This is a genomic window from Alcaligenes sp. SMD-FA, assembly GCF_025960365.1.
Classification (GTDB): Bacteria; Pseudomonadota; Gammaproteobacteria; order Burkholderiales; family Burkholderiaceae_B; genus Alcaligenes; species Alcaligenes aquatilis.
Genome location: NZ_CP110108.1, coordinates 488,947 through 511,472 on the forward strand (window position 1 = coordinate 488,947; position 22,526 = coordinate 511,472).

A 22,526-nucleotide genomic window follows, 5' to 3' on the forward strand; every position below is an offset into this window, starting at 1 on the left:
GGCGCTTGATTGTTTTCGGGGGAGTTCTAACAGCGATGAATGGTTCTAGGAATACGCCTTTACCGCAGCAGGCGGCGATTCAACAAGGCAAGCCTCTGGAGGTCTTTTGGGCCTTCCTGAAACTGGGCCTCACCTCATTCGGTGGGCCGATCGCGCATCTGGGCTATTTCCGCGCGGAGTTTGTGGAGCGTCGTCGCTGGCTGGATGATCGCAGTTATTCGGATCTGGTCGCCTTGTGTCAGTTCTTGCCGGGGCCGGCCAGCAGTCAGGTGGGGATGGCGATTGGTTTGGGGCGTGCGGGCTGGTTGGGTTTGCTGGCTGCCTGGATGGGTTTTACCTTGCCTTCGGCGATGGCGTTGATTCTGTTTGCCTTGAGTGTGGCTGGGTTCCCAGGTGTTGCCGAGTCTGCTTGGGTGCATGGCCTCAAGATTGTGGCCGTCGCGATTGTGGCGCAGGCGGTGCTGGGGATGGCTCGCTCTTTATGTCCTGATCGCGCCAGAGCGGCCTTGGCGATTCTGGCGGCTTTGTTGAGTCTTTTGCTGCCCTCTGCGTTTGGGCAGGTGGCCGCAATTGTGATCACGGGTCTGCTGGCTTGGTGGAGGTTGGATGTCATTCAGGCAGGTGCGGCGCAGGCCCATGCGTATCCGGTGTCGCGCAAGGTGGGGATAGTGGCTTTGCTGCTGTTTGCGGGCCTGCTGATTGCCTTGCCTGTTTGGGCAGCGGCGACGGGTTCGTCTACGGCGCAGTTGCTGGAAGGCGTGTATCGCTCCGGGGCCTTGGTGTTTGGGGGTGGGCATGTAGTGTTGCCTTTATTGCAGGCCTCGGTGGTGCCGAGCGGGGTGGTCAGCAATGCGGATTTGATGGTGGGTTATGGTGCCGCTCAAGCGGTACCGGGACCCTTGTTTACCTTTGCGGCGTATATCGGGGCGATGGCTCAAGGGCCCTTGCACGGATGGCTGGGTGGACTGGTTTTATTGGTGGTGATTTTTATACCGGCGGTCTTGATTCTGATTGGCGTTTTGCCTTTTTGGCAGGGCTTGCGGCATAGGGCAGGGATGCGGACGGCGATGGCCGGTGTGAATGCTGGTGTGGTCGGCATTCTGGGTGTGGCTCTGTATGACCCGGTGTGGACCAGTGCCATTCACAGTCGGGCAGATGTTGCGCTGGCTTTGCTTTTGTTCGGTTTGCTGACGGTAGGGCGGGTGCCTCCTGTCGTGGTGGTGTTTTTGGCGGGGTTGGGAGCCTGGGGGATTTCTGTCCTTTGACGATAGCGGCTCCTGGTTGCTTGCTCTTGACCTGTAGAAAGACGGTGGCCTGGCGCTTTCAGACTTCAGGCTGACAGCGCCAAGCCAAGCAAGCTTCTAGGCTTTACCACTGCCCAAAAAACACCCCTGCCTTTTTATACGCATTGGTGCCGCGTTCGACTTCTTCTTCCGTCACGGTAGTACGGCGTTTCAGGCTGGTGAACCATTGCAGCAAGCGTTCTCGGCATTCCTCTCGTATATGCTCATGCTCGGCAGATTGGCCCAGGTCGTTGAACTGTTCTGGGTCTGCATGCAGATCGTAAAGCTGCTCGGGCTCGTCCAGCCAATACACATAACGCCAACGGTCGCTGCGCAGGGACCAGGCTCTGGCATTGGACGGTGATTTGTCACGTAGCACGCGCGCCAGTCGATAGCTGTAGTCCAGTTCGGAAAACACGCAGTCGCGCCAAGGGGGATGGGCGCCGTGCAGCAGGGGCAGCAGGTCTCGTCCCTCAATGCGGTGCGGGGCCGGTGGCAGGCCCAGCCAGGAGAGCATGGTGGGCAGTACATCCACGGCTTCGACCATTCTGTCATCGACGGTTCCACGCGTAGCGTCTGCTTCCGGAGACGGGTCGTAGACGATGAAAGGTACGCGCTGCACGGTGTCGTAGAACAGCTCTTTCTCGCCCAGCCAATGATCGCCCAGGAAGTCCCCGTGATCGGCGGTGAAGATGATCAGGGTGTTGTCCATCAGGCCATTGCGGGACATGAAGTCGAACAAGCGACCCAGGTGGTCGTCCAATTGGGTGATCAGCCCCTGGTAGGCGGGGCGGACGGTCTCCACGCAGGCGTCGCTGGAGAAGCTGACGCATTCTTCTTGCTGGCGGTAGGCTTCTAGCACAGGGTGCGCGTTGCTAAGTTCGGCCTCGTTGCGGACCACGGGCAGGCATTGATCTGCGCTGTACATATCGTGGTAGGGCGCGGGGGCAATATAGGGCCAATGGGGTTTGACGTAGCTCAGGTGCAGGACCCAGGGTTCGTCTCCCATGCGCTCCATGAAGGACAGGGCCTGATCCGTCATATAGGCCGTTTCCGAGTGCTTTTCTTCCACCAGAGAGGGGTAGCGGGCATTGCGCATATGCCAGCCGCTGACGGCCTCTCCATCAGGGCCGCGTGCGGAGATGACAAAGTCTGTCCATGGGTCATCGGACTGGTAGCCATGACGTCGCAGGTAGGCCGGGTAGCCGCTTTCTTCGCCCGGTTCGTGATGGCCGTCGTAGCGGTCTATTTCCTCAAAGCCACCTGTTTTCAGCAGGCGGGCCAGCTCGCTGCCGCCGTCCAGTGCCAGTCGCTCCAGCCCTTTGTGGTCAACCATGATATGGGTTTTACCCGCCAGCACCAGCTTGTGCCCACCGGCGCGCAAGTACTCGCCCATGGTGACCTCGCCTACCGACAAGGGCACGCGGTTCCAGGTGGCACCATGAGTAGAAGGATAGCGGCCTGTGTAGTAGCTCATGCGCGATGGGCCGCAAACGCCGGAGTTAACGAAAGCGCGATCAAAGCGCACCCCTTTGGCAGCCAGTGCATCCAGATGGGGGGTACGAATATGAGGGTGCCCGTAGCAGGCCAGGTGATCAGCGCGTAGCTGATCGGCCATGATGAACAGGACGTTCTTGCGTTGTGTCATGTTGTTTGTGTTGCTGGTTTATTGCGTGACTTTAAAGCCGGAGGCTTGAATAACGGGTGCCCATTGTTGGCGGAATTGTTCGATGCGGACGCGGGTTTCTTCTGCATTGGCAGACACAGGGATCAATTCATTTTTCAGCAGTGTCTCTTGCAGGGCCGGGTCGCTGGTGACAGCCTTGATTGCTTCGCCCAGTTGGGTCACTTTGTCGGCAGGCATGGAGGCGGGGGCGAAGAAAGCATTCCAGCCCGAGGCTTCCAGCTCAACACCCGACTGCTTTAGGGTGGGGACGTCTGGCAGGGCGGTTTCACGCTCGCTGCCGGAGGTAGCCAGAATGCGGATGCGTTTGCCTTGGTGTTGGGCGGTCAGCACATCCAGCGTATCAATAGCCACGGGCAAAATGCCGCCGATCAGGTCGGTAATCACAGGGGCCGAGCCACGGTAGCCAATAATCTCGCCCTTGGAGCCAATTTGCTGGGACAGCATCAGGCCAAAGAAGTGGGGCAGGCTGCCGGTGGCGGGAACACCGATATTGAAAGCACCGGGATGCGCTTTGGCCCAGGTGATCAGTTGATCCATGGTTTTAATGTCGCTGTCTGCCGATACGGCCACCCCAAAGCCGTATTCGGTCACCATGGAAACCGCTTGAAAGTCGCTGTCGGGCTTGTACGGGATGTCGTTGAAAACCAGGGGGGCGACCACCATGATGGCGGGATTGGCCAGGATCAGCACATTCTTGTCTGCTGCTGTATTTTTGACATACTGGGCGGCAATTCGGCCCCCCGCGCCGGTTTTGTTCTCGACCACCACGGGAATGCCAAGTTTTTGGTGCAGGCTGTCTGACACAATGCGGGCAGCTCGATCAGAGGCGCCTCCGGGGGCATAAGGGACAACGACGGTCAGGTCTTCAATGGGGGTGGCTGCATGGGATAAGCCAGTGAACAACAGCCCTGACAGCAGACAGCTTGTTAGCGTGGCGCGAAGGCGGTTCTTGGTCATGATTTGTCTCCTTTTTTTGATTTCCATCAGTTTTTACCGCAGCTTACCAAGGGGGCTGATACTTGTTCTAATCAAGTATCTTTAAGGCTAAAGGTCCTTCTATGGTCAGCCCCTCCCCGTCTTCTTCTACCCCGGCAAGCGCCGTTCCGGCTCCTACGCTTCCGGCCATGATGATGTTCCAGTTGTATCGGGCCTGGTCAGCAGGCAACCCGATTTTTATTCGCTTGTGCGAGGGGCGCTTCAATATCACGCGCCGTGAATGGCGCATTCTGGCTATCGCCAGCATGCACCCCGCCTTGACGGGCACGGCCTTGGCTGAGGCTGTATCGCTGGATACGGCACGCTGTTCACGGGCGGTCAGCTCTCTGTGTGAAAAGGGCTTGTTAAAGCGCACGCGCGATACCAAAGACACGCGTGTGGTGCATGTCTCGGTAACGGAGTTGGGTATGCAGCGTTACAAGGAGGTCATGCCGATTGTGGCTTCCTTGAACGAGGAGATCTTTCAGGACCTGAGTGCCGCAGAAATGACGGCCCTGAGCAGCATGCTGGACCGGATTAGCAGCCGGGCGGCTTTAGTGCTGGAAAGTAATGTGGTGCAGGAGCGGGCTCGTCGGAATCGATAAGTTGGTCCGCGCACCGGCTTATGACTTCTGGTTCTTCTGATTGCTTCGCGAGCAAGAGTGCAGCACTATGGCCCGAAAGGAGCGAGGAGAGGCAAGCATGGCTGGCAAAACTATTCTTATCCAGCAGAGACAAGAGCACATTCAGGCACAGGATCATCAAACCATTTTGCAGGCTGCCCTGGAGCACGGGATCTCTTACCCTCATGGCTGCAAGACAGGGGTATGCGGGGGCTGTAAGACGCGCCTGGTCAAGGGGCAGGTGGAGATGATGGAGTACTCCCGCTTTGCGCTGACCGAGGAACAAAAGGCCAGGGGCCTGATTCTGGCCTGTAGAGCGGTTCCCCAAACCGATGTGACGGTGGGCTGGATAGGGACCGATGATGTTCGGGGCTTGATCCCGTCCCGGGAACTGACGGGCACCGTGTCCTGTATCAAGGATCTGACCCACGATATCCGGCTGGTGCGAATACGTTTGGATGGTCAGGAACCGTTGATTTTCTTTGCGGGGCAGTACGCGGATATCAAGTTTGGACAGGCTCCGGTGCGTAGTTATTCCATGGCCAATCCTCCGGGGGCGCCAGAGCTGGATTTTTACGTGCGCCGCGTGCCGCGTGGGGTGGCTTCGGCCTATGTGCATACGGTCTTGCAGCAAGGTGAGCCGGTCAGCCTGACGGTGCCGCTAGGCTCATCCTATCTGCGCGATGGCTATGGCGGGCCGATGCTTTGTATTGCCGGTGGAACAGGCCTGGCACCGATCCAGTCGATTGTAGAGACGGCCTTGGGCTGGGGCATGAGCCAGCCTATTCATGTGTATTTTGGGGTGCGGGAGCGGCGGGACTTGTACTGCGAAGACGAGTTCAAAGCCTTGCAAGAACGTTACCCCAATCTGAGCTTTACGCCTGTGTTATCTGGGATGCCGGTGGTACCGTACCGAAGGGGCATGGTGACTGATGCGGTGGGCCAGGACCTGCCTGATCTGAATGGCTGGAAGGTGTATGTGGCAGGGTCCCCCTCCATGGTGGATGAGGCTGTCGGTATGGTGCTCAAACGCGGAGTGAAGGTGCAGAACCTGCATGTGAATGTGTTTTTTACGCCTTGAGTAGGCCATGTCTGCATAGCAGCGCCTGTGGCGATTGTTTACTATCGAGCCTTATGCGTTTTAACTCTTGTTTTATCCCATCATCTGCATGGAATACTGTGCCTGACTCCTCTCTTTCTCTGCCTGACGGCTGCGCGTTTCGTCCCCTTCAAGAATCCGAACTGAACCTGCTGTGGTCCATAGACCGTAGCGAGCGGATCGACGGTTTGTACGAGTTGCGTAATGGCGTGTTGCACAAGCAAGCGGCTGATATTGATCTGCGCGGCTGGCCGGAGGGCGACCCGGAAAAATATCACCCTGAACATGAGGACGCCTTTCATCGTGGCGCCTGGTTCATGGGCGTATTCAAGGGGAAGACTTTGCTGGCTGCTGTGGGTCTGGACAGCTTGCCTTTGGGGCCACAAGGCGATTGGCGTCAACTTTTCTTTCTGCATGTCAGCCAGTCCTTGCGAGGGCAGGGCATGGGCGTATGGCTGCTGGATCAGGCCAAGAAACAGGCTGTGGAATGGGGTGCGAAGGCGGTCTATGCCTCGGCCACGCCTTCAGTGAATACGGTGGATTTCTATAGGGCGCATGGTTTTGAAATCGCGCCAGAGCCTGATGCCCGTTTGTTTGAGCTGGACCCGGAAGATATCCATCTGCTGTGTTGCTTGGAATAGAAACTTGGTTTCGACCGAGTTCGGTCAGCCAACCGTTATTCCTGCTCCCGCCACAGTGACGGTTACCGTGTAGTGAGTAAGGCTTGCCCGTTGGGCAGGCCAGCGACTTGCGGGTCTCAACGAAGGGGGCATGAAAGAGACAGGCTGCAGGACAAGAAAAAGAGTGGCTGGCAGCCTGTGGGTGCCTTCAAGAAAAGGCGGTCTTTAGTCGTGCTTGCCGCCGCAGCAAACTGTCCACCACTTGCGACGCGAAGTGTGGCCGATACCGGGGTTGAAGGTGTTGGTCGGGTCCAGCTCGCGGTAAAACCCGGCCAGGGCAGGTTTGGCGATATACAGGTGGCCCACATTGTGCTCGGCCGGGTACTCGGCACGGCGTTCATCCAGCAGCTTCCACATGCGGTGTTCCATATCCAGAGGAACCACGCCTTTTTTGACGATGTAGTCCTGGTGGAACACGTGGCACAGGAAGTGGCCGTAGTAGAGTTTGTGGACGATGTCTTTTTCCATATCGTCCGGCAGTTGCTCCACCCATTCCTTGTCGTTGCGGCGCAAGGCAATGTCCAGCGCCACAATATCTTCCACGCTGTCGGGGTGCGACTCACGGTAGCGGATGGCGGCACCGGCAATGGCAAAGCGGTGCAGAAAGGCTTTGCGGCCTTCTTCTGCATCGCACTCAAAATAGGCACCTTGCTGGCTGCCTTCAAATTGCTGACTTAGAAATTCGCGCGTGGCCTGGGCGGTGTCGTTGGAGACGCGCAGCAGCAGGTGGTGCTCGAAGCGATCACGCCATTCACGCATACGCGGCGGCAGGTGGCTGGGCAGGCGGTTCATGATTGCCTGGATCACGCGATCGGTGACGCCGCGCCAGCCAAAGCGTTCAAAAAAACCATCGATACGGCTTTTCATAGCGAAGGCGGACGGCACTTTGGCCGTACCAAAACGGTCGATTAGCAAGAAGGTGTCTTTGCCGTATTGTTCGCCAATATCGTAGGCGGTGCGATGGATGTACTCGCCCGCAATAGGTAGGCGGGGCAGGTCCGTCAGCAGGTGGCGACGTACGGCAGTCAGCTCGTCCGGGTCATTGGTGCCGATGTAGAAAACGGTACTGGCCTCTTTGGGGAAAGTATCCAGACGTACGGCAAAAATGCACAGCTTGCCGGCCGAGCCGGAGGCTTCGTAAAGGCGTGAAGGGTCGGCATTGAAACGGGCTGGGGTCTGGGCATCCACATCGCGCACAGCTTCGGCGTAGCGTGGGTCGCTGGCCTTGCGTTCCGGGTCGTTGATGATGTCCGCGACACTGTACTTGCCTTGTTCCAGGCGGCTCAGAATTTCTTCCGGGGTATCCCCCAGATGGATGCCCAGGTGATTGACCAGTTGCAAGGTGCCATCGTCCAGCACTTGCGCGTACAACGTCAATTCCGTGTAGGCCGGGCCGCGTCGCACCAGTGCACCGCCGGAGTTGTTGCAAACACCGCCCAGCACAGACGCACCGATACACGAGGAGCCAATCACCGAATGGGGTTCACGCTCCAGCGGGGCCAGGGTCTGTTCCAGACGATCGAGCGTGGCACCGGGTAGGCAGACAACCTGCTCGCCATCGTTAATGACCTGTATGCCTTGTAGGCGCATGGTGTTCATCAGCACGATGTCACGGTCGTAGTCGTCACCGTCGGGGGTGGAGCCGCCCGTCAGTCCGGTATTGGCCGCTTGCATGATCACGATGCAATCGGCAGCGACAGCGGCTTGCAGGCTGCGCCATTGTTCCAGCAGCGTTCCAGGCCGCACTACGGCCAACACCTTGCCTTCACCCGTACGGTGGCCCTTGCGGTAACGACGCGTGCTGCGGTCGTCCGTCAGGACGTGGGGGTTGCCGACAATAGCGCGCAATTGCTGCAACAAATCCGCAGCGCCGGTGGAAACTGACATGGTCAAGACTCCTGTACAAGCAGGTCAGAGCTGATCTGGGAAATACTGCTGACACTGGTCAGCGTCATGGCGACCCGAATTTCTTTTTCAATCAGGCCAAGCAGGTGATCGACGCCGGATTGTCCGGCGGCGGCCAGTGCATAGATGTAGGCGCGGCCTAGCATGGCAGCATCGGCACCCAGGGCAATCATGCGCACCACGTCCAGTCCGCTGCGTACACCAGAGTCCGCCAGAATCTTGATCTGGCCTTTGACGGCATCGGCAATGGCGGGCAGGGCGCGGGCCGAGGACAGGACGCCATCAAGCTGGCGGCCACCGTGGTTCGAGACGATGATGCCATCGGCACCAAAACGTACTGCATCGCGGGCGTCATCGGGGTCCAGAATGCCTTTGATGACCATGGGACCTTTCCAGAATTCGCGTATCCATTCCAGGTCTTTCCAGGAAATGGAAGGGTCGAAGTTCGCACCCAGATAGCCCATATAGTCGGCCAGGCCCGTCGGCTTGCCCAGGTAGCGCGAGATATTACCCAGATCATGCGGACGGCCCAGTAGGCCCACATCCCAGGCCCAGCGAGGGTGCATGACGGCCTGTACGTAGCGGCGCAGGGCGGCGTTCGGGCCGCTCATGCCTGAATGGGCATCACGGTAACGTGCGCCGGGTACGGGCATGTCCACGGTAAAGACCAGAGTGCTGCAGCCAGCGGCTTGCGCCCGTTCCAGCGCATTGCGCATGAAGCCACGGTCTTTGAGCACATACAACTGAAACCACATGGGCCGTGTCAGTCGTGGAGCCACTTCCTCGATCGGGCAGACCGACACGCTGGACATGGTAAAGGGAATGCCGTGTGCATCGGCCGCCTGGGCCGCCTGTACTTCGCCTCGACGCGCGTACATACCGGTCAGACCCACCGGGGACAGGGCCACCGGCATGGACAGCTTTTCACCAAACAGTTCAATGCTGGTATCCAACTGGCTCATGTCTTTCAGCACACGCTGGCGCAGGGCGACATTGGCCAGATCATCCACATTGCGGCGCAGGGTGTGCTCGGCGTAGGCACCGCCGTCAATGTAGTGGAACAGGAAAGGAGGCAGTCGTTTTTGGGCGGCACGCCGGTAGTCGGTCGAGGAGGAAATAATCATGGCAGGGCGGAGTCCGTTAAGGTCGAGGGCAGTGTCTGCAAGCGCGCGGCTCGTTCGCGGCGAGCAAGATCTTCGTCGGCCTGAATAAGGGTGTTGCGTACGTAACCAAGGTGTTCATTGACAACGTGGCGAGCACGGGCCGCATCGCCATCAATAATGGCTTTGACCAGGGCCTCGTGCTGCGCGGTCAGATGTGTGATGGTTTCGGGCGAGTCGTGCACAAACATGATGATGTCCCGGTTCTGGGTCACACTGCTGAGCACCAGGTCGAACAGTCCTCGCATGACTTGAACCAGCACCAGGTTGTGGGAGGCTTCGGCAACGGCCAGGTGAAACTGGGCATCGGCCCGGGCAGATTGCTCGGTGTCGCCACTTTGCTGGTAGCGAATCATTTGCTCGAAGCACTGCAGGATCTTGTCTTTGTCGTCGGGGGAGGCGCGCAGGGCGGCGTGCCAGGTGGTGCTGCTTTCCAGAGCAATGCGCGCTTCCAGCACATCGTAGCGGTACTGGGGATCGGACAGCATCAAGGCGGCCAGCGGGTCTACAGAACGCTGCGTCCATTGAGACGTTTGGGAAGTCAGGTAGGTGCCTGAGCCAACCTGACTGCGCAAAATGCCTTGGGTGTTCAGTTGCTGAATGGCCTCGCGCAGCGAAGCACGCGACACGTTCAATTGGGCTGCCAGCGTACGCTCGGCGGGCAGACGTTGCCCTGCCTTGAAATCGCTGGATTGAATCAGCGCCAGTAGTTGTTGGGCGACGTGATCAGAGAGGCGCATAGTTCTTGAAAGTGGCGAAAAGATAAATCAGCAAGGCGCGAGTCTGTGCACCTTGCTGATAAAGGATGAGGGCGGGCCCTTAGGGGATCATCCAAGGTAACACATAGGCTTGCAAGGTCGTCAGCAGGCCGACAAGGACAGCAAAGACCAGGCTGTGCTTGACGGTAAAACGGAACAGATCGGATTCTTTACCAGCCAGTCCCACGGCGGCGCAGGCAATGGCAATGGATTGGGGCGAAATCATCTTGCCGGTGACGCCCCCAGTGGTATTGGCGGCCACCATCAGCACTTCAGGTAGGCCCAACTGCTGCGCCGTGGTTGCCTGCAAAGCACCAAACAAGGCGTTGGCAGACGTGTCGGAACCGGTCAGGAATACACCGATCCAGCCCAGAAACGGCGAGAAGAAGGTGAAGGCTTTGCCCGTGTGGGCCAGGGCCAGTGCCAGGGTGGCAGACAGGCCCGAGTAGTTGGCGATAAAGGCGAAGGCCAGCACCATACCGATCGAATAGATAGGTACAGCCAGCTCCTTGAAGGTTTCACCCAAGGTCTCGACCGCTTTTGCGGGCTTCATGCGCAAGAAGATAATCGTGAGCAAGGCGGCAAGCAAAATGGCCGTGCCGGTCGCAGACAACCAGTTAAAGGCGTAGACCGCGCCATAGGGTGTGGCCGAGGCGACCACGGGTGGTGCTTTTTCGACCAGATTGTGCAGGAAGGGCACGGGAATGTTCACGATGGTCGAAGCCAGCGGGCCGTTGGCGGCAAACAGCACTTTGAAGGGCTGCACACTCCAGATCGTGACCATGGCAGTCAGGATGATGAAGGGCGACCAGGCTTTGAGGATGCGGCCTGTGGTCAGTGCTGCAGGGGCCTGTTCGGCAGTCTTGTTCTGGGGGGCCGTGCCGTCTTGTGTCTCAAAACGGAAGATGCGTTTGGGTTGCCACACTTTCAGGAACAAGGTCAGCACGACCAGGGAAACCAGGGCCGAGGTAATGTCCGGCAGTTCGGGGCCAATGTAGTTGGCCGTCAGGAACTGCACAATCGCAAAGGAGCCACCACCGACCAGCACCGCAGGCCAGGTTTCCTTGATGCCGCGCCAGCCGTCCATGATGGCCATCAGCCAGAACAGCACGATGATAGTCATGAAAGGTAGCTGGCGACCGGCCATCTGGCCGATTTCAAAGGGATCAATACCCGATACCTGACCGGCCACAATGATAGGAATACCCATGGCACCGAAGGCAACCGGAGCGGTGTTCGCAATCAGGCACAGACCGGCAGCGTACAAGGGGCGGAAACCCAAACCTGCCAGCAAGGCCGCGGTGATGGCAACGGGTGCACCAAAACCGGCCGCCCCTTCCAGGAACGCGCCAAAGCAAAAACCGACCAGAATCAGCTGTAGACGCTGGTCAGGTGTGACGGACAGGATGGAGGCACGAATCACGTCGAATTGGCCAGTCTTGACCGAGATCTTGTACAGGAAAACGGCGGCCACAATGATCCAGGCAATGGGCCACAGACCATAGAAAAAGCCATAGACCACCGAGGCCAGCGCCGCAGAAACCGGCATGCGGTAGAAGAACAGGGCAACGCCCAGAGCCAGCAGCACCGTAATCGTGCCCGCCAGATAGCCCTTCATGCGCAACTTGGTCAGGGCCAGGAAAAAAAAGATGATTGGAATAAGGGCGATCAGTGCCGACAGCCAGATATTGCCGGTGGGATCGTATTGCTGCAGCCACGCTTGTTGCATGTTTGTTCTATCTCCGCAGGAGCAAAGGGGAGGCGCTTGTAACGCAAGCGAACCTGAAGGTCAGTAGATTGGTCTGACCATTTCTTGAGATCGTCAAGGGTAGAGCGCATTGTATCCACGGGTTTATTGGCTTGAATCTCAGTGTTTACCCTAATAATTTAAGACTAATTGGTTTTTTCTTTTTTAAATGGTCTGACCAATTAATGAGGGTAAGTCAGGGAAACCTGCCGAGTTAATGCCTTTGCTGGGCTTGATCGCAGAGCAATATCCTGTCCTGCGCTTGCATGGGGGCTGCATGCCGTTACCCAGAAATGGGTGTCGCCCAATTAATTGGGGCGCCAGATGGTGTTCTTCTGCCGACCTGAGGTGTCGCCTGCTTCTACAACCGCTGATTGTCCTTCGGGAAAGTTAGTGGTTTTTTGGGCTACCCAGGACGAGTGAGTGAGTACCTACGTGTTTTCCCGTCTGGCTTCACGTCAGTATTGGCATGACAATGCCTGTATTGTCATAACAATAGTCAAACACCACAGGAGACAGTAAATGAAAGATCCACATTGTCATTCCAGCAGCATCCTGGTTGAGCGGTCCGCGCCAATCGCGTTTGCCATCATGTCCGATGGCATCCAGCAAGGTCAGTGGGCCTGGGGCAGTGCCAATCGCACTGAGGTGGAGCCGGGCCTGTTCAAGGGCACATCGGTCTTTAACGGTCAGGACACGTATGTGCGTCTGAATGTAGATACCGAGCGTTTCCAGGTTGATTACGACGTCGGCACCAGCAAGGAAAGCATGCAGTTTCGGAACATGTCGCGTGTGATTCCGGGAGAGGTCCTTAAACTGGGCGCGGACAAATGTGTGGTGAGCCTGTTGACCTGGAGGCTGGCAACGCAGGGCGATGCCGCGTGGGAGCAAATCTCTTGTGTGCATGAGGCTGAAATGTTCTTGATCAAGGGACTCTTGGAGCGGGCGTAAACGATGTTGCTTGCGGGCCGCCAAGCAACGGGCCTGATGCTTGCTGAACGCAGTGCATCGGGATGCCAAGCAGCAGCGCCTTGCCATCTATAAGAACGAGATCAGACAGTGAGTACAAAGCCACTTTATGAACAGCTTGCCGACAAGCTGACCCGTTATATCCAGAACGGTCGTCTGAAACCGGGGGACCGCTTGCCGACCGAAGCGGAGTTGGGCGAAATGTTTGGCGTCAGCCGAATTACGGTTCGCCAAGGTCTGGCGATACTGACGCGCAACGGTTTGATTGAACGCTTTGCCAGCCGTGGCACTTTTGTGCTGGAGCGCAAACAGACGGGCTCCTGGGAGTTAGGCTCCATCAATGATCTGGTGCAACTGGGCAAAGACACTACCACCCGTATTGCCAACTGGTCCTTGGTGGCCCCCCCTGCCGAGATTGCCGAGTTCTTTGCGTCCGATGAACCGGTCTACAAGCTGCAGGCGGTGCGCTACAAGTCGGCTGTTCCTCTGTATTGGGCGGAAAACTACTTGCTGCGCTCGATCGGCGAACGCATCCCGGTGCAGGAACTGGAAACACGCACCATGGTGGAGATGTTGACCTGCGTGCTGGCTGTGCCCATCCAGCATGCCCAAGAGGAGATCAGTATGGCCAATGCGTCGGCGGAGATGGCCAAGCAGTTGTGGATCAAGGAAAACCAAGCCGTGATCGTGCAGCGTATCGACTTGTTCGATACCGATGGCAAGCCGGTGCAAAGTGGCAAGGGCTGGTGGCGCAGCGAGCATTTCAAACGACGCTTCAAATTGAACTACATCTGAAATCCGGTGCTGGTGCCAACCCAGACCTTGTCGGTACTGCGGTTTACACAGGCAAATGCTGCCCTTTGGCCTTGATGCAAGACAGCACAATCTGTGAATGGATTTTGGTGACGCCGCGCAGCGTGTTGAGCTTGTGGACCACAAAATTAGAGAAGGTCTCGAAGTTGCGCGTGCGGATGTGCAGCATGTAGTTCGCCTGCCCGGTCACGATGTAGGCATGCAGCACTTCATCCATGTTGGCTAATGCCTTGCTCAGGTACTGATGTTCGCTCTCGTTGAGCTGCGCAATATTGACTTCCACAAAGGCCTCAATGGCAAAACCCAGCTTGCTCGCACTGAGATTGGCGCTGTAGCTCTCGATCAAGCCCTCTTGCTCCAGAATCTTTACCCGCCGATGGCAGGAGGACGGAGAAAGGGCGATCAGGTCAGCCAGCTCCTGGTTACTAAGCCTGCCGTTGCCCTGCAAAAGGCGCAGGATTTTCAAGTCTGTCTCGTCTAGTCTCATGTTTTAGAATTATCTATGTTTATGTGTTTTTAGAATCGAATTTTCTTCCAGATTTAAGCATAATCCTGATTGATTTGGAATAATTCGCCAGAGCCTCGATGCTAGACTAAATGACGTAAAAAGCAGAATCGAGGAGCATGAACATGATTACTTTGCCGCAATGTGAGCAGTGGGATCAAGCCGATGAGCTGGCTGCCTTTAAGGCCAAATTTGACCTGCCGCCCAATACGATTTATTTGGATGGAAACTCCCTGGGGGCCATGCCCCGGCATGCCATGGAGCGCGCCCAGGAAGTGATTGGCCAGGAATGGCGCACCGACCTGATCAATAGCTGGAACAAGGCAGGCTGGTGGACCTTGCCGGTGCGTCTGGGCGACCAGATGTCGCCCCTGATTGGTGCCGGTCAAGGCGAAACCATCGTGAGCGATAGCACCTCCGTGAACCTGTTCAAGGTGCTGGCTGCCGCCGTCAATTTGCAAAAAGAACGCCATCCGGAAAAGAAAGTGATTCTGGCCGAGCGCGACTCTTTCCCTACCGATCTGTACATTATTGAAGGGTTTAACGCCTTTTTTGGTAATGACTATAGGCTGGAGCTGATTGATGAGCCGGCAGAGCTGCAAGCCGCGGTCAATGCTGAAACAGCCGTGGTCGTGCTGTCCCACGTGAACTACCGCACGGGTTACCTGCACGATATGCAGGCGACCAACCGGCTGGTGCACGAGCACCAGGGTCTGGTGATCTGGGACTTGTGCCACTCTGCGGGCGCCTTGCCGATCGAGCTTAAAGACAGCGGTTCGGACTTTGCCATTGGCTGCACCTACAAGTACCTGAATGCCGGTCCGGGCGCACCGGCCCTGCTGTGGGTGAACCCTGAGCTGATGAGCCAGATCAGCCAGCCTCTGTCTGGCTGGTGGGGACATAAGCACCCCTTTGCGATGAGCCCTTCGTACGAAGCGGCCAATGGTATTGAGCGTTTTTTGTGCGGGACTCAGCCCATTGTGTCCTTGAGCCTGGTCGCTTGTGGTGTGGATGTGTTCCTGCAAACCGATTTACAAGCCGTGCGCCGTAAATCCCTGGCCCTGACAGACTTGTTCATCGCTCTGGTGGAGCAGGAATGTGCCGAGTTTGGCCTGCGTCTGGTGACCCCACGCGATCATCACTACCGTGGCAGCCATGTCAGCTTTGCGCACGAGCAAGGCTATGCCGCCATCCAGGCCCTGATCGCCCGTGGCGTGATTGGGGACTACCGCGAGCCCGAAGTCATGCGCTTTGGAATCACGCCTTTGTATTTGTCGTTTGTGGATATCTGGCAGGCCGTGCAACACATCAAGGCCGTGTTTGCGAATAAGGAATGGGACAAGCCGGCTTACAAAACACGCTCCAAGGTGACTTGATGACAACGACAGAAAAATAATCATAAGGAGGAGACATGAGTCGATTTGAGCAAATTCAATCGCGCGAAGCCGGGCTGCATAAAAAACTGAGCGCCCGTCAAATGAGCATGATTGCGATCGGGGGGGCTATTGGTACCGGCTTGTTCCTGGGCAGCAAATTTGCTATTGGTTTTGCCGGTCCCGGTGTGGTGTTGAGCTATGTGATTGGCGGCTTTATCGCGCTGGTCCTGATGGGTTGCCTGGCTGAGATGACCGTGGAACATCCCACATCGGGTTCCTTTGGGGCCTATGCGGAGTTCTACATTCATCCGCTGGCCGGGTTTCTGGTGCGCTATAGCTATTGGGCCTGCATTGTTCTGGCGGTGGGCACCGAGGTAACGGCGGTGGCGGACTACATGAAGTTCTGGTTCCCGGACGTCTCGCCCTGGATCTGGATCGTCTTTTTCTCGGCTGTGCTGATCGCGGTCAATGCTTACAGCGTCAAGGCGTTTGGCTCGGTGGAGTATTGGTTTGCCCTGATCAAGGTGTTTGCGATTATTGCGTTCATCGTGCTGGCCATCGGCATGTTGACGGGTTATTACAAGCCCGCGCAGGTGCAGGAAAACCTGTTCGGCCAGGGTGGTTTCATGCCCAATGGCTGGTATGGGGTGTGGGTGGGTGTGATTATTTCTATCTTCAGTTATCTGAGTATCGAGATGATTGCCGTGGCGGCGGGTGAGGCCGAAAACCCCGAGCAAGCCGTGCGCCAGGCCTTCAAGGCCACGATCTGGCGCCTGATCATTTTCTACCTGCTGTCCTTGTCTCTGATCGTGATGCTGGTGCCTTGGCAGGTGCTGGTTGCAGAGGGCACCACCAGTCCCTTCATTACGGTGATGCAGTCCGTGGGCATCCCTTATGCCGACAGCATCTTGAACTTCATCGTGATCATTGCGGCCTTGTCGGCCATGAACAGCATGCTCTACATTTCGACCCGCATGATGTTCAGCCTGTCGCGTGCCGGTGATGCGCCTGCGGCGCTGGGTAAAGTGGCTCGCAATGGTGTGCCTTTGAATGCGCTGGCCTTGTCGGCCAGCGGTGTGGCTGTGGCTGCAGTGGTGTATGCCTACAATCCGGAAACTGCCTTTCCGGTGATGATTGCCTTGTCCATGTTTGGCGCCTTGTTCACCTGGGGCATGATTTTCCTGACCCATCTGTTCTTTCGCCGTCGTGTGGCTCAGGATGGTGTGCAACTACGCTTTCGTATGCCCGCCTATCCGATTGGCACCTTGTTGGGTCTGATTGGCATTGTGGCGATTTTGGTGACGACCTGGTTCATCGATATCTTCCATTACACCCTGTTGTTTGGAGTGCCGTTTTTGCTGATCCTGATCGGGGCTTACATGGTGCGGACACGGATCCGAACTCCTTAATGGTTGTACTGGTTTCATACCCCCTTGCTGTTGAACTGATCTCAAGAGCTTGGGCCGTTTGAATATCAAGGTCCGAAGGCCTGAGTCCGGTATTGCACCGCGCTCAGGCCTTTTTACGTGAGTTTGATACGTTCATGATTCAGTTGTGAAGGCATGGCCGTATTGCGCTTTGAGGGAGGGAGAGGAGGCTTTCTAGGGTGACTTTGTTCAGGCTGGGTCATGGCAACAGATAGTTTATTGCGGGTGTTCGATGCCTATCGAATGTGTCGCTGCGTGAAGATAAAGCAGGACGTTATGTAGCTTTTTGTGGCAAATTAAAAGAATCGACAACTTTTGCTAAGCAAAAAAGGGGAGCGCATGTCGTTCAAAAGCAGATTGAAAGTACATGTCCTAGCCGGGAGCGTCTTGCTGAGTGCACCGGTCTGGTCGGCGCAAGTCGCTGATCAAATCTGGATGGGGGGGCCGGTGCTGACGATGAACGATCGTCAGCCGACCGCAGAGGCGGTGGCGATCAAAGATGGCCGTATTCTGGATGTAGGCACACTGCAGGCGATGCAGGCTTACAAAGGCACCGGGACGAATACGATTGACTTGCAAGGCAAGGCATTGCTGCCGGGTTTTGTCGATGCGCATGGGCATGCGTTCATGATTGGCGTGCAAGCCATGTCAGCCAATTTGTTGGCGGCCCCCGACGGCCAAGTGAAAGACATCAAGAGTTTGCAGGAAACGCTGAAGCAGTGGCTTGATGAACAAAGCCAGACCCGGCAAGTCGGGCTGATTCTGGGTTTTGGCTACGACGATGCTCAATTGGCGGAGCAGCGGCATCCCACCCGTCATGATCTGGATGCGGTCTCTGAGTCATTGCCCATCGTCATCATTCACCAGTCCAGTCATATTGGGGTGTTGAACAGCAAGGCACTTGAAATGGCGGGTATTACGGCCCAGACCCCTAATCCGGAGGGTGGCGTGATCCGTCGGGAAGAGGGCAGTCAGCAACCGAATGGGGTGCTGGAGGAAATGGCGTTTTTCTCCGGGGTGGCCAGTCAGATGGGCAAGCTCACGCCAGAGCAGGCTCAGGCTTTGTTTGTGGCCGGAACCGATCTGCTCAAACGCTATGGGTATACAACCGGGCAGGAAGGGCGGGCAACCTCCAGCATCGTTCCTTTGATGCAAGCGGCAGCCAAGGCCGGCAAGATTGATATTGATGTCGCCACGTATGTGGATATCTTGCAGGATCGGGATTTTATTCTACGCAACGCATCGCGGGAGTACACCGACGGATTTCGGGTGGCAGGTGCCAAGTTGACCATTGATGGCTCGCCACAAGGCTTTACCGCCTATCGTGATCGTCCTTACTACAACCCGCCTGCCGGTTACCGTGCCGATTATCGGGGCTACGTGGCCGCAACGCCTGATCAGGTGTTTGAATCGGTGGATTGGGCGTTTAAGAATGGAATACAGATTCTGACGCACTCCAATGGCGAGGGAGCATCAGATCTGCTGCTGGCGGCAATTAAAACCGCACGCGAGAAATACGGCCCGCAGGACCGTCGCGCAGTACTGATTCATGGGCAGTTCTTGCGTCGGGATCAGGTGGCTACCATTGCCGAGCTGGATGTGTTTCCGTCCTTGTTTCCCATGCACACCTTTTACTGGGGGGACTGGCACCGTGACCGCACGGTGGGGCCGGTCAATGCCGATAATATTTCTCCCACTGGCTGGGTGCGCGAGCACGGCCTGATGTTCTCTTCGCATCATGATGCCCCGGTGGCCTTTCCGAATTCGATGCGTGTGTTGTCAGCCACGGTCACGCGTCGTTCCCGATCCGGAGACATCCTGGGCCCGGATCAGCGGGTGGATGTGCCAACGGCACTGAAAGCCATGACGATCTGGCCGGCGTACCAGCATTTTGAGGAAAAGGAGAAAGGCTCGATTGAGCCGGGTAAGTTGGCGGACTTTGTGGTTCTGTCTCAGGATCCGACAGCGGTTGATCCCGAGCAGTTGTCGACCCTGGAGGTCATTCAGACGATCAAGCGAGGCAAACTGATCTATGAGCAGGGCGTAGCCTCAGAGGGCGAACGGCTTAGCCAGTTACAGACTGGAGAGATGATTTCCCGCTTTTTGAATGAGTGGCAGCATCAGGCTCATGAGGCGGGCTCGACGGATCATGGTCATGGTCCGGAGTTGTTAATGGGCGCCTTGCTGCAGGGTATGGAGTAAGGCCGTTTGCAGGCAAGACATCCGGGCAGCCAGGCTGCCCGGTTCAGACGCCAAAATGTTCATATGAACATTTTGGCGTCATAAAACTTTCATCTGAGCGTCACCGAGTCGTAACGTCGCGTTCTTACACTGCCGGGTATTCAAACGAAACCTAGATGCCGTGTTATGAACCTATCTGTCAGGCAAAGCATTATTGTGGATTTGCTGGCCGCCCAAGGGGCCGTGTCAGTCGATGGCTTGGCCGCACATTTCGGGGTGACGCCTCAGACCATACGGCGCGACCTGAACCACTTGTATGAAGCCGATCTGGTGCGCCGCCGTCATGGTGGTGCCGAGCTGAACGTGGTCGAGCGCAATGCGCCTTTTCAGACGCGACGCATTACCCATTTGCAAGCCAAGGCCCGTATCGGGCGAGCGGTTGCCCAACTGATTCCTCCCGGTGCCAGTCTGCTGCTGGGTTTTGGCACCACTCCTGAACAAGTTGCCTTGGCGCTGGCCGATCATCGTGACTTAACCGTGGTCACCAATAACATCAGCGCGGCCTTGGCCCTGTCTCACAATATGAGCCACCGCGTGGTGCTGACAGGCGGTGAGCTGCGTCAACCCAATCCTGAAATTCTGGGCCCCGGTGCCGAGCGCCTGTTCAACAGCTTCAAGGCCGACTTTGGCGTGTCCGGGGTAGGGGGCTTTGATTCGGACGGTGCCTTGCTGGACTTTGATATGGCCGAGTCCGATTGCCACAAAGCCCTGCGCGGTAATTGCCGGGTGCGGATCCTGGTGCTGGATCACACCAAGTTTGGCCGTCGTGCGCCTGTGCGTAGCGGCTCTTTGGATGATGTCGATATTCTGGTCAGTGACCAGCCTATTCCCGAGCCTTACCGCGAGCAGATTCCGGCGCGCGTTCAGGTGGTGATTGCCGATGAGGTGCAGGCATGAGTCGCGCCGCTATCGAGTTGCAAGGGATAGGCAAAGCCTGGGGTGAGCAGGCCGTGCTCAAGCAGATGGATCTGTCCATTCAGGAAGGCAAGTTCACGGCCTTGCTGGGGCCGTCGGGCTGCGGAAAATCCACTTTGCTGCGCATCATTGCTGGGTTGGAAACACCCGATCAGGGTCGTCTCTTGATCAATGGTCAGGATGCCACCTATATGGAGCCTGCCAAGCGTGGTCTGAGCATGGTGTTCCAGTCCTACGCCTTGTTCCCGCATTTGAATGTGGCCGACAACATCTTGTTCGGTCTGCAAGTACGGCGTGCCGATCGTCAACAGCAAAAAGAGCGTCTGCGCGAAGCCTTGGCCTTGACCAATCTGGAGGGGCTGGAAGAGCGTAAGCCGGGTCAGCTCTCGGGCGGACAGCGGCAACGTGTGGCGCTGGCACGCAGCATCGTGTCGGGTCATCGCATCTGTTTGATGGACGAACCACTCTCGAACCTGGATGCCAAGCTGCGCCATACCGTACGCCATGAAATCCGTTCCTTGCAGCAGCGTCTGGGTTTGACCGTGGTCTACGTTACTCACGACCAGACCGAAGCCATGGGCATGGCTGATCACGTGGTGTTGCTCAATGCTGGAAATATCGAGCAGCAGGGCAGTGCCCAGGATTTGTACGGCCAGCCCAATAGTGTTTTTACCGCCGGTTTTATTGGCAGCCCGCCCATGATGATGATTCACAGCGACCATGTTCCCGTGGAACTGTGGCCGTCGCGTCGTCAGTACGACCAGCCACATCGTGTGCTGGTGGGCGTGCGCCCCGAAAACCTGAATTTGCACGAAGCGGGCGAACAGCATGTGGCCGCCACCGTAGTGCATCAGGAGTTTCAGGGGGCTGATGCCTATGTGTATGTGCAGCTTGATGACGGCCATACCCTGATCGTGCGCGCGCCGCACAGCCGCAGCGTCCAGGCGGGCGCTCGCTGTGGTTTGAGCTGGAATCCCGTTCACGCTTTTTACTTTAACCAGGACAGCGGGGCTCGCCTGCCGACACCGTCTGCGGATGCTCTGACTGCTGCTCCTGTTGCTGTTCTTCCCTAAACGTACTGCGAGTCTACCCATGTTGAAGAATTGTTTGCTTGCTACCTCCAGCGCCTTGTTGATGAGCCTGGGCGCCAATGCCCATAGCGCGGTGGAATTGACCATGTATTACCCCATTGCCGTGGGTGGTCCATTGACCGATGTGGTCGATGGCATGATCAAGGACTACCAGGCCCAAAATCCGGAAGTTACGGTCAAGGCCGTGTACTCCGGCAACTACGATGAAACCCGTGTGCGCGCCTTGTCGGCCCTGCGCGCAGGCGAGCCGGTGCAGTTGTCTGTATTGGGCGCACTGGACACCCATGATCTGGTCGAACAAGGTCTGGTTGAAGCCTTTAGCGATGTGGCCCAGGACGCCTCCAGCCAGGATTGGCTGAAAAGCTTTTATCCTGCCTTGATGGCCAATGGCACCTTGGAAGGCAAGGTCTGGGGCATTCCGTTCCAGCGCTCTACCATCGTCATGTTCTATAACAAGGATATGTTCCGCGCAGCGGGCCTGAATCCCGATCAAGCACCTAAAACCTGGGACGAGTTGGTGCAAACCGCCCAGAAGCTGACCAACGATCAGCACCACGGTTTGATGATCCCCTCGACCGGCTACCCCTACTGGATGTTCCAGGCCATGGCCTTGCAAAATGGCCGTCAGTTGATGAATGAAGAAGGCACTCAGGTCTATTTCAATGACCCCAAGTCGGTAGAAGCCTTGCAGTTCTTCCATGACCTGGCCTACAAGCACAAAGTCAGCCCCACCGGCACCATCGAATGGGGCACGCTGCGTCAGGCTTTTGTTCAGGGCAAGACGGCCATGATGTGGCACACCACGGGCAACCTGACAGCCGTCAAGAATGAAGCCAAGTTCGACTTTGGCGTTGCCATGCTGCCTGCCAAGGAAAAAGCCGCTTCGCCTACTGGCGGTGGCAACTTCTACCTGTTCAAGGGCGCTAACGACGAGCAGAAAAAAGCGGCTCTGGATTTTGTGCGCTGGATGACGGCCCCCGAGCGTGCTGCCAAGTGGTCCATGGCCACGGGCTATGTGGGTGTCAGCCCCGCCGCTTATGAAACGCCGGCCTTGGTCGAATACGCCAAGACCTTCCCGCAGGCACTGGTCGCCCGTGATCAACTGGCCGTGGCCTCGCCCGAGTTTGCCACTTACGAGACAGCACGTGTTCGTGAACTGCTGTCCAATGCCGTGCAAGCCGTGTTGACCAATGCCAAAACGCCCAAGGACGCGTTGGATCAAGCCCAGACTGCCGCAGACCGTCTGCTGCGTCCTTTCAACTAAGCAGGTGC

Annotated in this window: 19 protein-coding genes; 12 read left to right on the forward strand and 7 right to left on the reverse strand. The window is 57.2% G+C overall.

Annotation, left to right across the window (positions count from 1 at the left end; all coding sequences use genetic code 11):
* The first annotated feature begins 35 nt into the window (after positions 1-35).
* Positions 36-1,265 (forward strand): chromate efflux transporter, encoded by a 1,230-nt coding sequence (gene chrA, locus OKX01_RS02195; RefSeq protein WP_264672390.1) that lies wholly within the window; start codon positions 36-38, stop codon positions 1,263-1,265.
* Positions 1,266-1,368: 103 nt separating this feature from the next.
* Here chrA and OKX01_RS02200 read toward each other — a convergent pair whose 3' ends face one another.
* Both OKX01_RS02200 and OKX01_RS02205 read right to left on the reverse strand, forming a co-directional pair.
* Positions 1,369-2,931 (reverse strand): sulfatase-like hydrolase/transferase, encoded by a 1,563-nt coding sequence (locus OKX01_RS02200; protein WP_264672391.1) that lies wholly within the window; start codon positions 2,929-2,931, stop codon positions 1,369-1,371.
* A gap of 18 nt (positions 2,932-2,949) precedes the next feature.
* Positions 2,950-3,927, reverse strand: a complete 978-nt coding sequence (locus OKX01_RS02205) for a Bug family tripartite tricarboxylate transporter substrate binding protein (protein ID WP_094195501.1) — start codon at positions 3,925-3,927, stop codon at positions 2,950-2,952.
* Positions 3,928-4,028: 101 nt separating this feature from the next.
* Here OKX01_RS02205 and OKX01_RS02210 point away from each other — a divergent pair, with 101 nt between their 5' ends.
* The 3 genes from OKX01_RS02210 (at position 4,029) to OKX01_RS02220 (ending at position 6,308) form a co-directional block, all read left to right on the forward strand.
* On the forward strand, positions 4,029-4,550 hold the full coding sequence (locus OKX01_RS02210; RefSeq protein WP_108728183.1) for a MarR family winged helix-turn-helix transcriptional regulator: 522 nt from the start codon (positions 4,029-4,031) through the stop codon (positions 4,548-4,550).
* Between the two features lie 97 nt (positions 4,551-4,647).
* Positions 4,648-5,649, forward strand: a complete 1,002-nt coding sequence (locus tag OKX01_RS02215) for a 2Fe-2S iron-sulfur cluster-binding protein (protein ID WP_264672392.1) — start codon at positions 4,648-4,650, stop codon at positions 5,647-5,649.
* Positions 5,650-5,747: 98 nt separating this feature from the next.
* Positions 5,748-6,308: a GNAT family N-acetyltransferase gene (locus OKX01_RS02220; RefSeq protein WP_230018954.1), complete on the forward strand. Its 561-nt coding sequence runs from the start codon at positions 5,748-5,750 to the stop codon at positions 6,306-6,308.
* A 204-nt stretch (positions 6,309-6,512) separates the two neighbouring features.
* Here the strand turns inward: OKX01_RS02220 and dld are convergent, their stop codons facing one another.
* The 4 genes from dld to lldP all read right to left on the reverse strand — a co-directional run bounded on the left by dld (position 6,513) and on the right by lldP (position 11,899).
* Positions 6,513-8,234 carry a D-lactate dehydrogenase gene (dld, locus tag OKX01_RS02225; protein ID WP_094195505.1) on the reverse strand — a complete coding sequence of 574 codons (1,722 nt, stop codon included), beginning with the start codon at positions 8,232-8,234 and terminating at the stop codon, positions 6,513-6,515.
* Positions 8,235-8,236: 2 nt separating this feature from the next.
* The gene (lldD, locus tag OKX01_RS02230; RefSeq protein WP_094195506.1) at positions 8,237-9,376 is read right to left on the reverse strand and encodes an FMN-dependent L-lactate dehydrogenase LldD; all 1,140 of its coding nucleotides are present in this window, start codon (positions 9,374-9,376) and stop codon (positions 8,237-8,239) included.
* A complete protein-coding gene (gene lldR / locus OKX01_RS02235; RefSeq protein WP_108728179.1) occupies positions 9,373-10,152 on the reverse strand; it encodes a transcriptional regulator LldR in 780 nt (259 codons plus the stop codon). Before lldR ends, lldD begins: the two co-directional genes overlap by 4 nt.
* A gap of 79 nt (positions 10,153-10,231) precedes the next feature.
* Positions 10,232-11,899, reverse strand: a complete 1,668-nt coding sequence (gene lldP / locus OKX01_RS02240) for an L-lactate permease (protein WP_264672393.1) — start codon at positions 11,897-11,899, stop codon at positions 10,232-10,234.
* 540 nt (positions 11,900-12,439) lie between these two features.
* On the opposite strand from lldP, the gene OKX01_RS02245 reads away from it, so the two are divergent.
* Positions 12,440-12,868, forward strand: a complete 429-nt coding sequence (locus tag OKX01_RS02245) for a hypothetical protein (protein WP_264672394.1) — start codon at positions 12,440-12,442, stop codon at positions 12,866-12,868.
* Between the two features lie 108 nt (positions 12,869-12,976).
* Complete coding sequence (locus OKX01_RS02250; RefSeq protein ID WP_094195510.1) at positions 12,977-13,681, forward strand: GntR family transcriptional regulator; 705 nt, start codon at positions 12,977-12,979, stop codon at positions 13,679-13,681.
* 43 nt (positions 13,682-13,724) lie between these two features.
* Here the strand turns inward: OKX01_RS02250 and OKX01_RS02255 are convergent, their stop codons facing one another.
* Positions 13,725-14,186 (reverse strand): Lrp/AsnC family transcriptional regulator, encoded by a 462-nt coding sequence (locus OKX01_RS02255; RefSeq protein WP_094195511.1) that lies wholly within the window; start codon positions 14,184-14,186, stop codon positions 13,725-13,727.
* Positions 14,187-14,329: 143 nt separating this feature from the next.
* Here OKX01_RS02255 and kynU point away from each other — a divergent pair, with 143 nt between their 5' ends.
* The 6 genes from kynU (at position 14,330) to OKX01_RS02285 (ending at position 22,518) form a co-directional block, all read left to right on the forward strand.
* Entirely contained in the window at positions 14,330-15,580 is a 1,251-nt protein-coding gene (gene kynU, locus OKX01_RS02260) for a kynureninase (RefSeq protein ID WP_264672860.1), read from the forward strand.
* A gap of 35 nt (positions 15,581-15,615) precedes the next feature.
* Positions 15,616-16,989, forward strand: a complete 1,374-nt coding sequence (locus OKX01_RS02265; RefSeq protein ID WP_230018957.1) for an amino acid permease — start codon at positions 15,616-15,618, stop codon at positions 16,987-16,989.
* 357 nt (positions 16,990-17,346) lie between these two features.
* Complete coding sequence (locus OKX01_RS02270) at positions 17,347-19,209, forward strand: amidohydrolase (protein ID WP_264672395.1); 1,863 nt, start codon at positions 17,347-17,349, stop codon at positions 19,207-19,209.
* Between the two features lie 165 nt (positions 19,210-19,374).
* Positions 19,375-20,145, forward strand: coding sequence for a DeoR/GlpR family DNA-binding transcription regulator (locus OKX01_RS02275; protein WP_094195515.1), 771 nt, complete (start codon positions 19,375-19,377; stop codon positions 20,143-20,145).
* Positions 20,142-21,236: an ABC transporter ATP-binding protein gene (locus OKX01_RS02280; RefSeq protein WP_094195516.1), complete on the forward strand. Its 1,095-nt coding sequence runs from the start codon at positions 20,142-20,144 to the stop codon at positions 21,234-21,236. The genes OKX01_RS02275 and OKX01_RS02280 overlap by 4 nt, the downstream gene beginning before the upstream one ends.
* Before the next feature lie 19 nt (positions 21,237-21,255).
* Entirely contained in the window at positions 21,256-22,518 is a 1,263-nt protein-coding gene (locus OKX01_RS02285) for an ABC transporter substrate-binding protein (protein ID WP_094195517.1), read from the forward strand.
* Positions 22,519-22,526 lie beyond the last annotated feature (8 nt).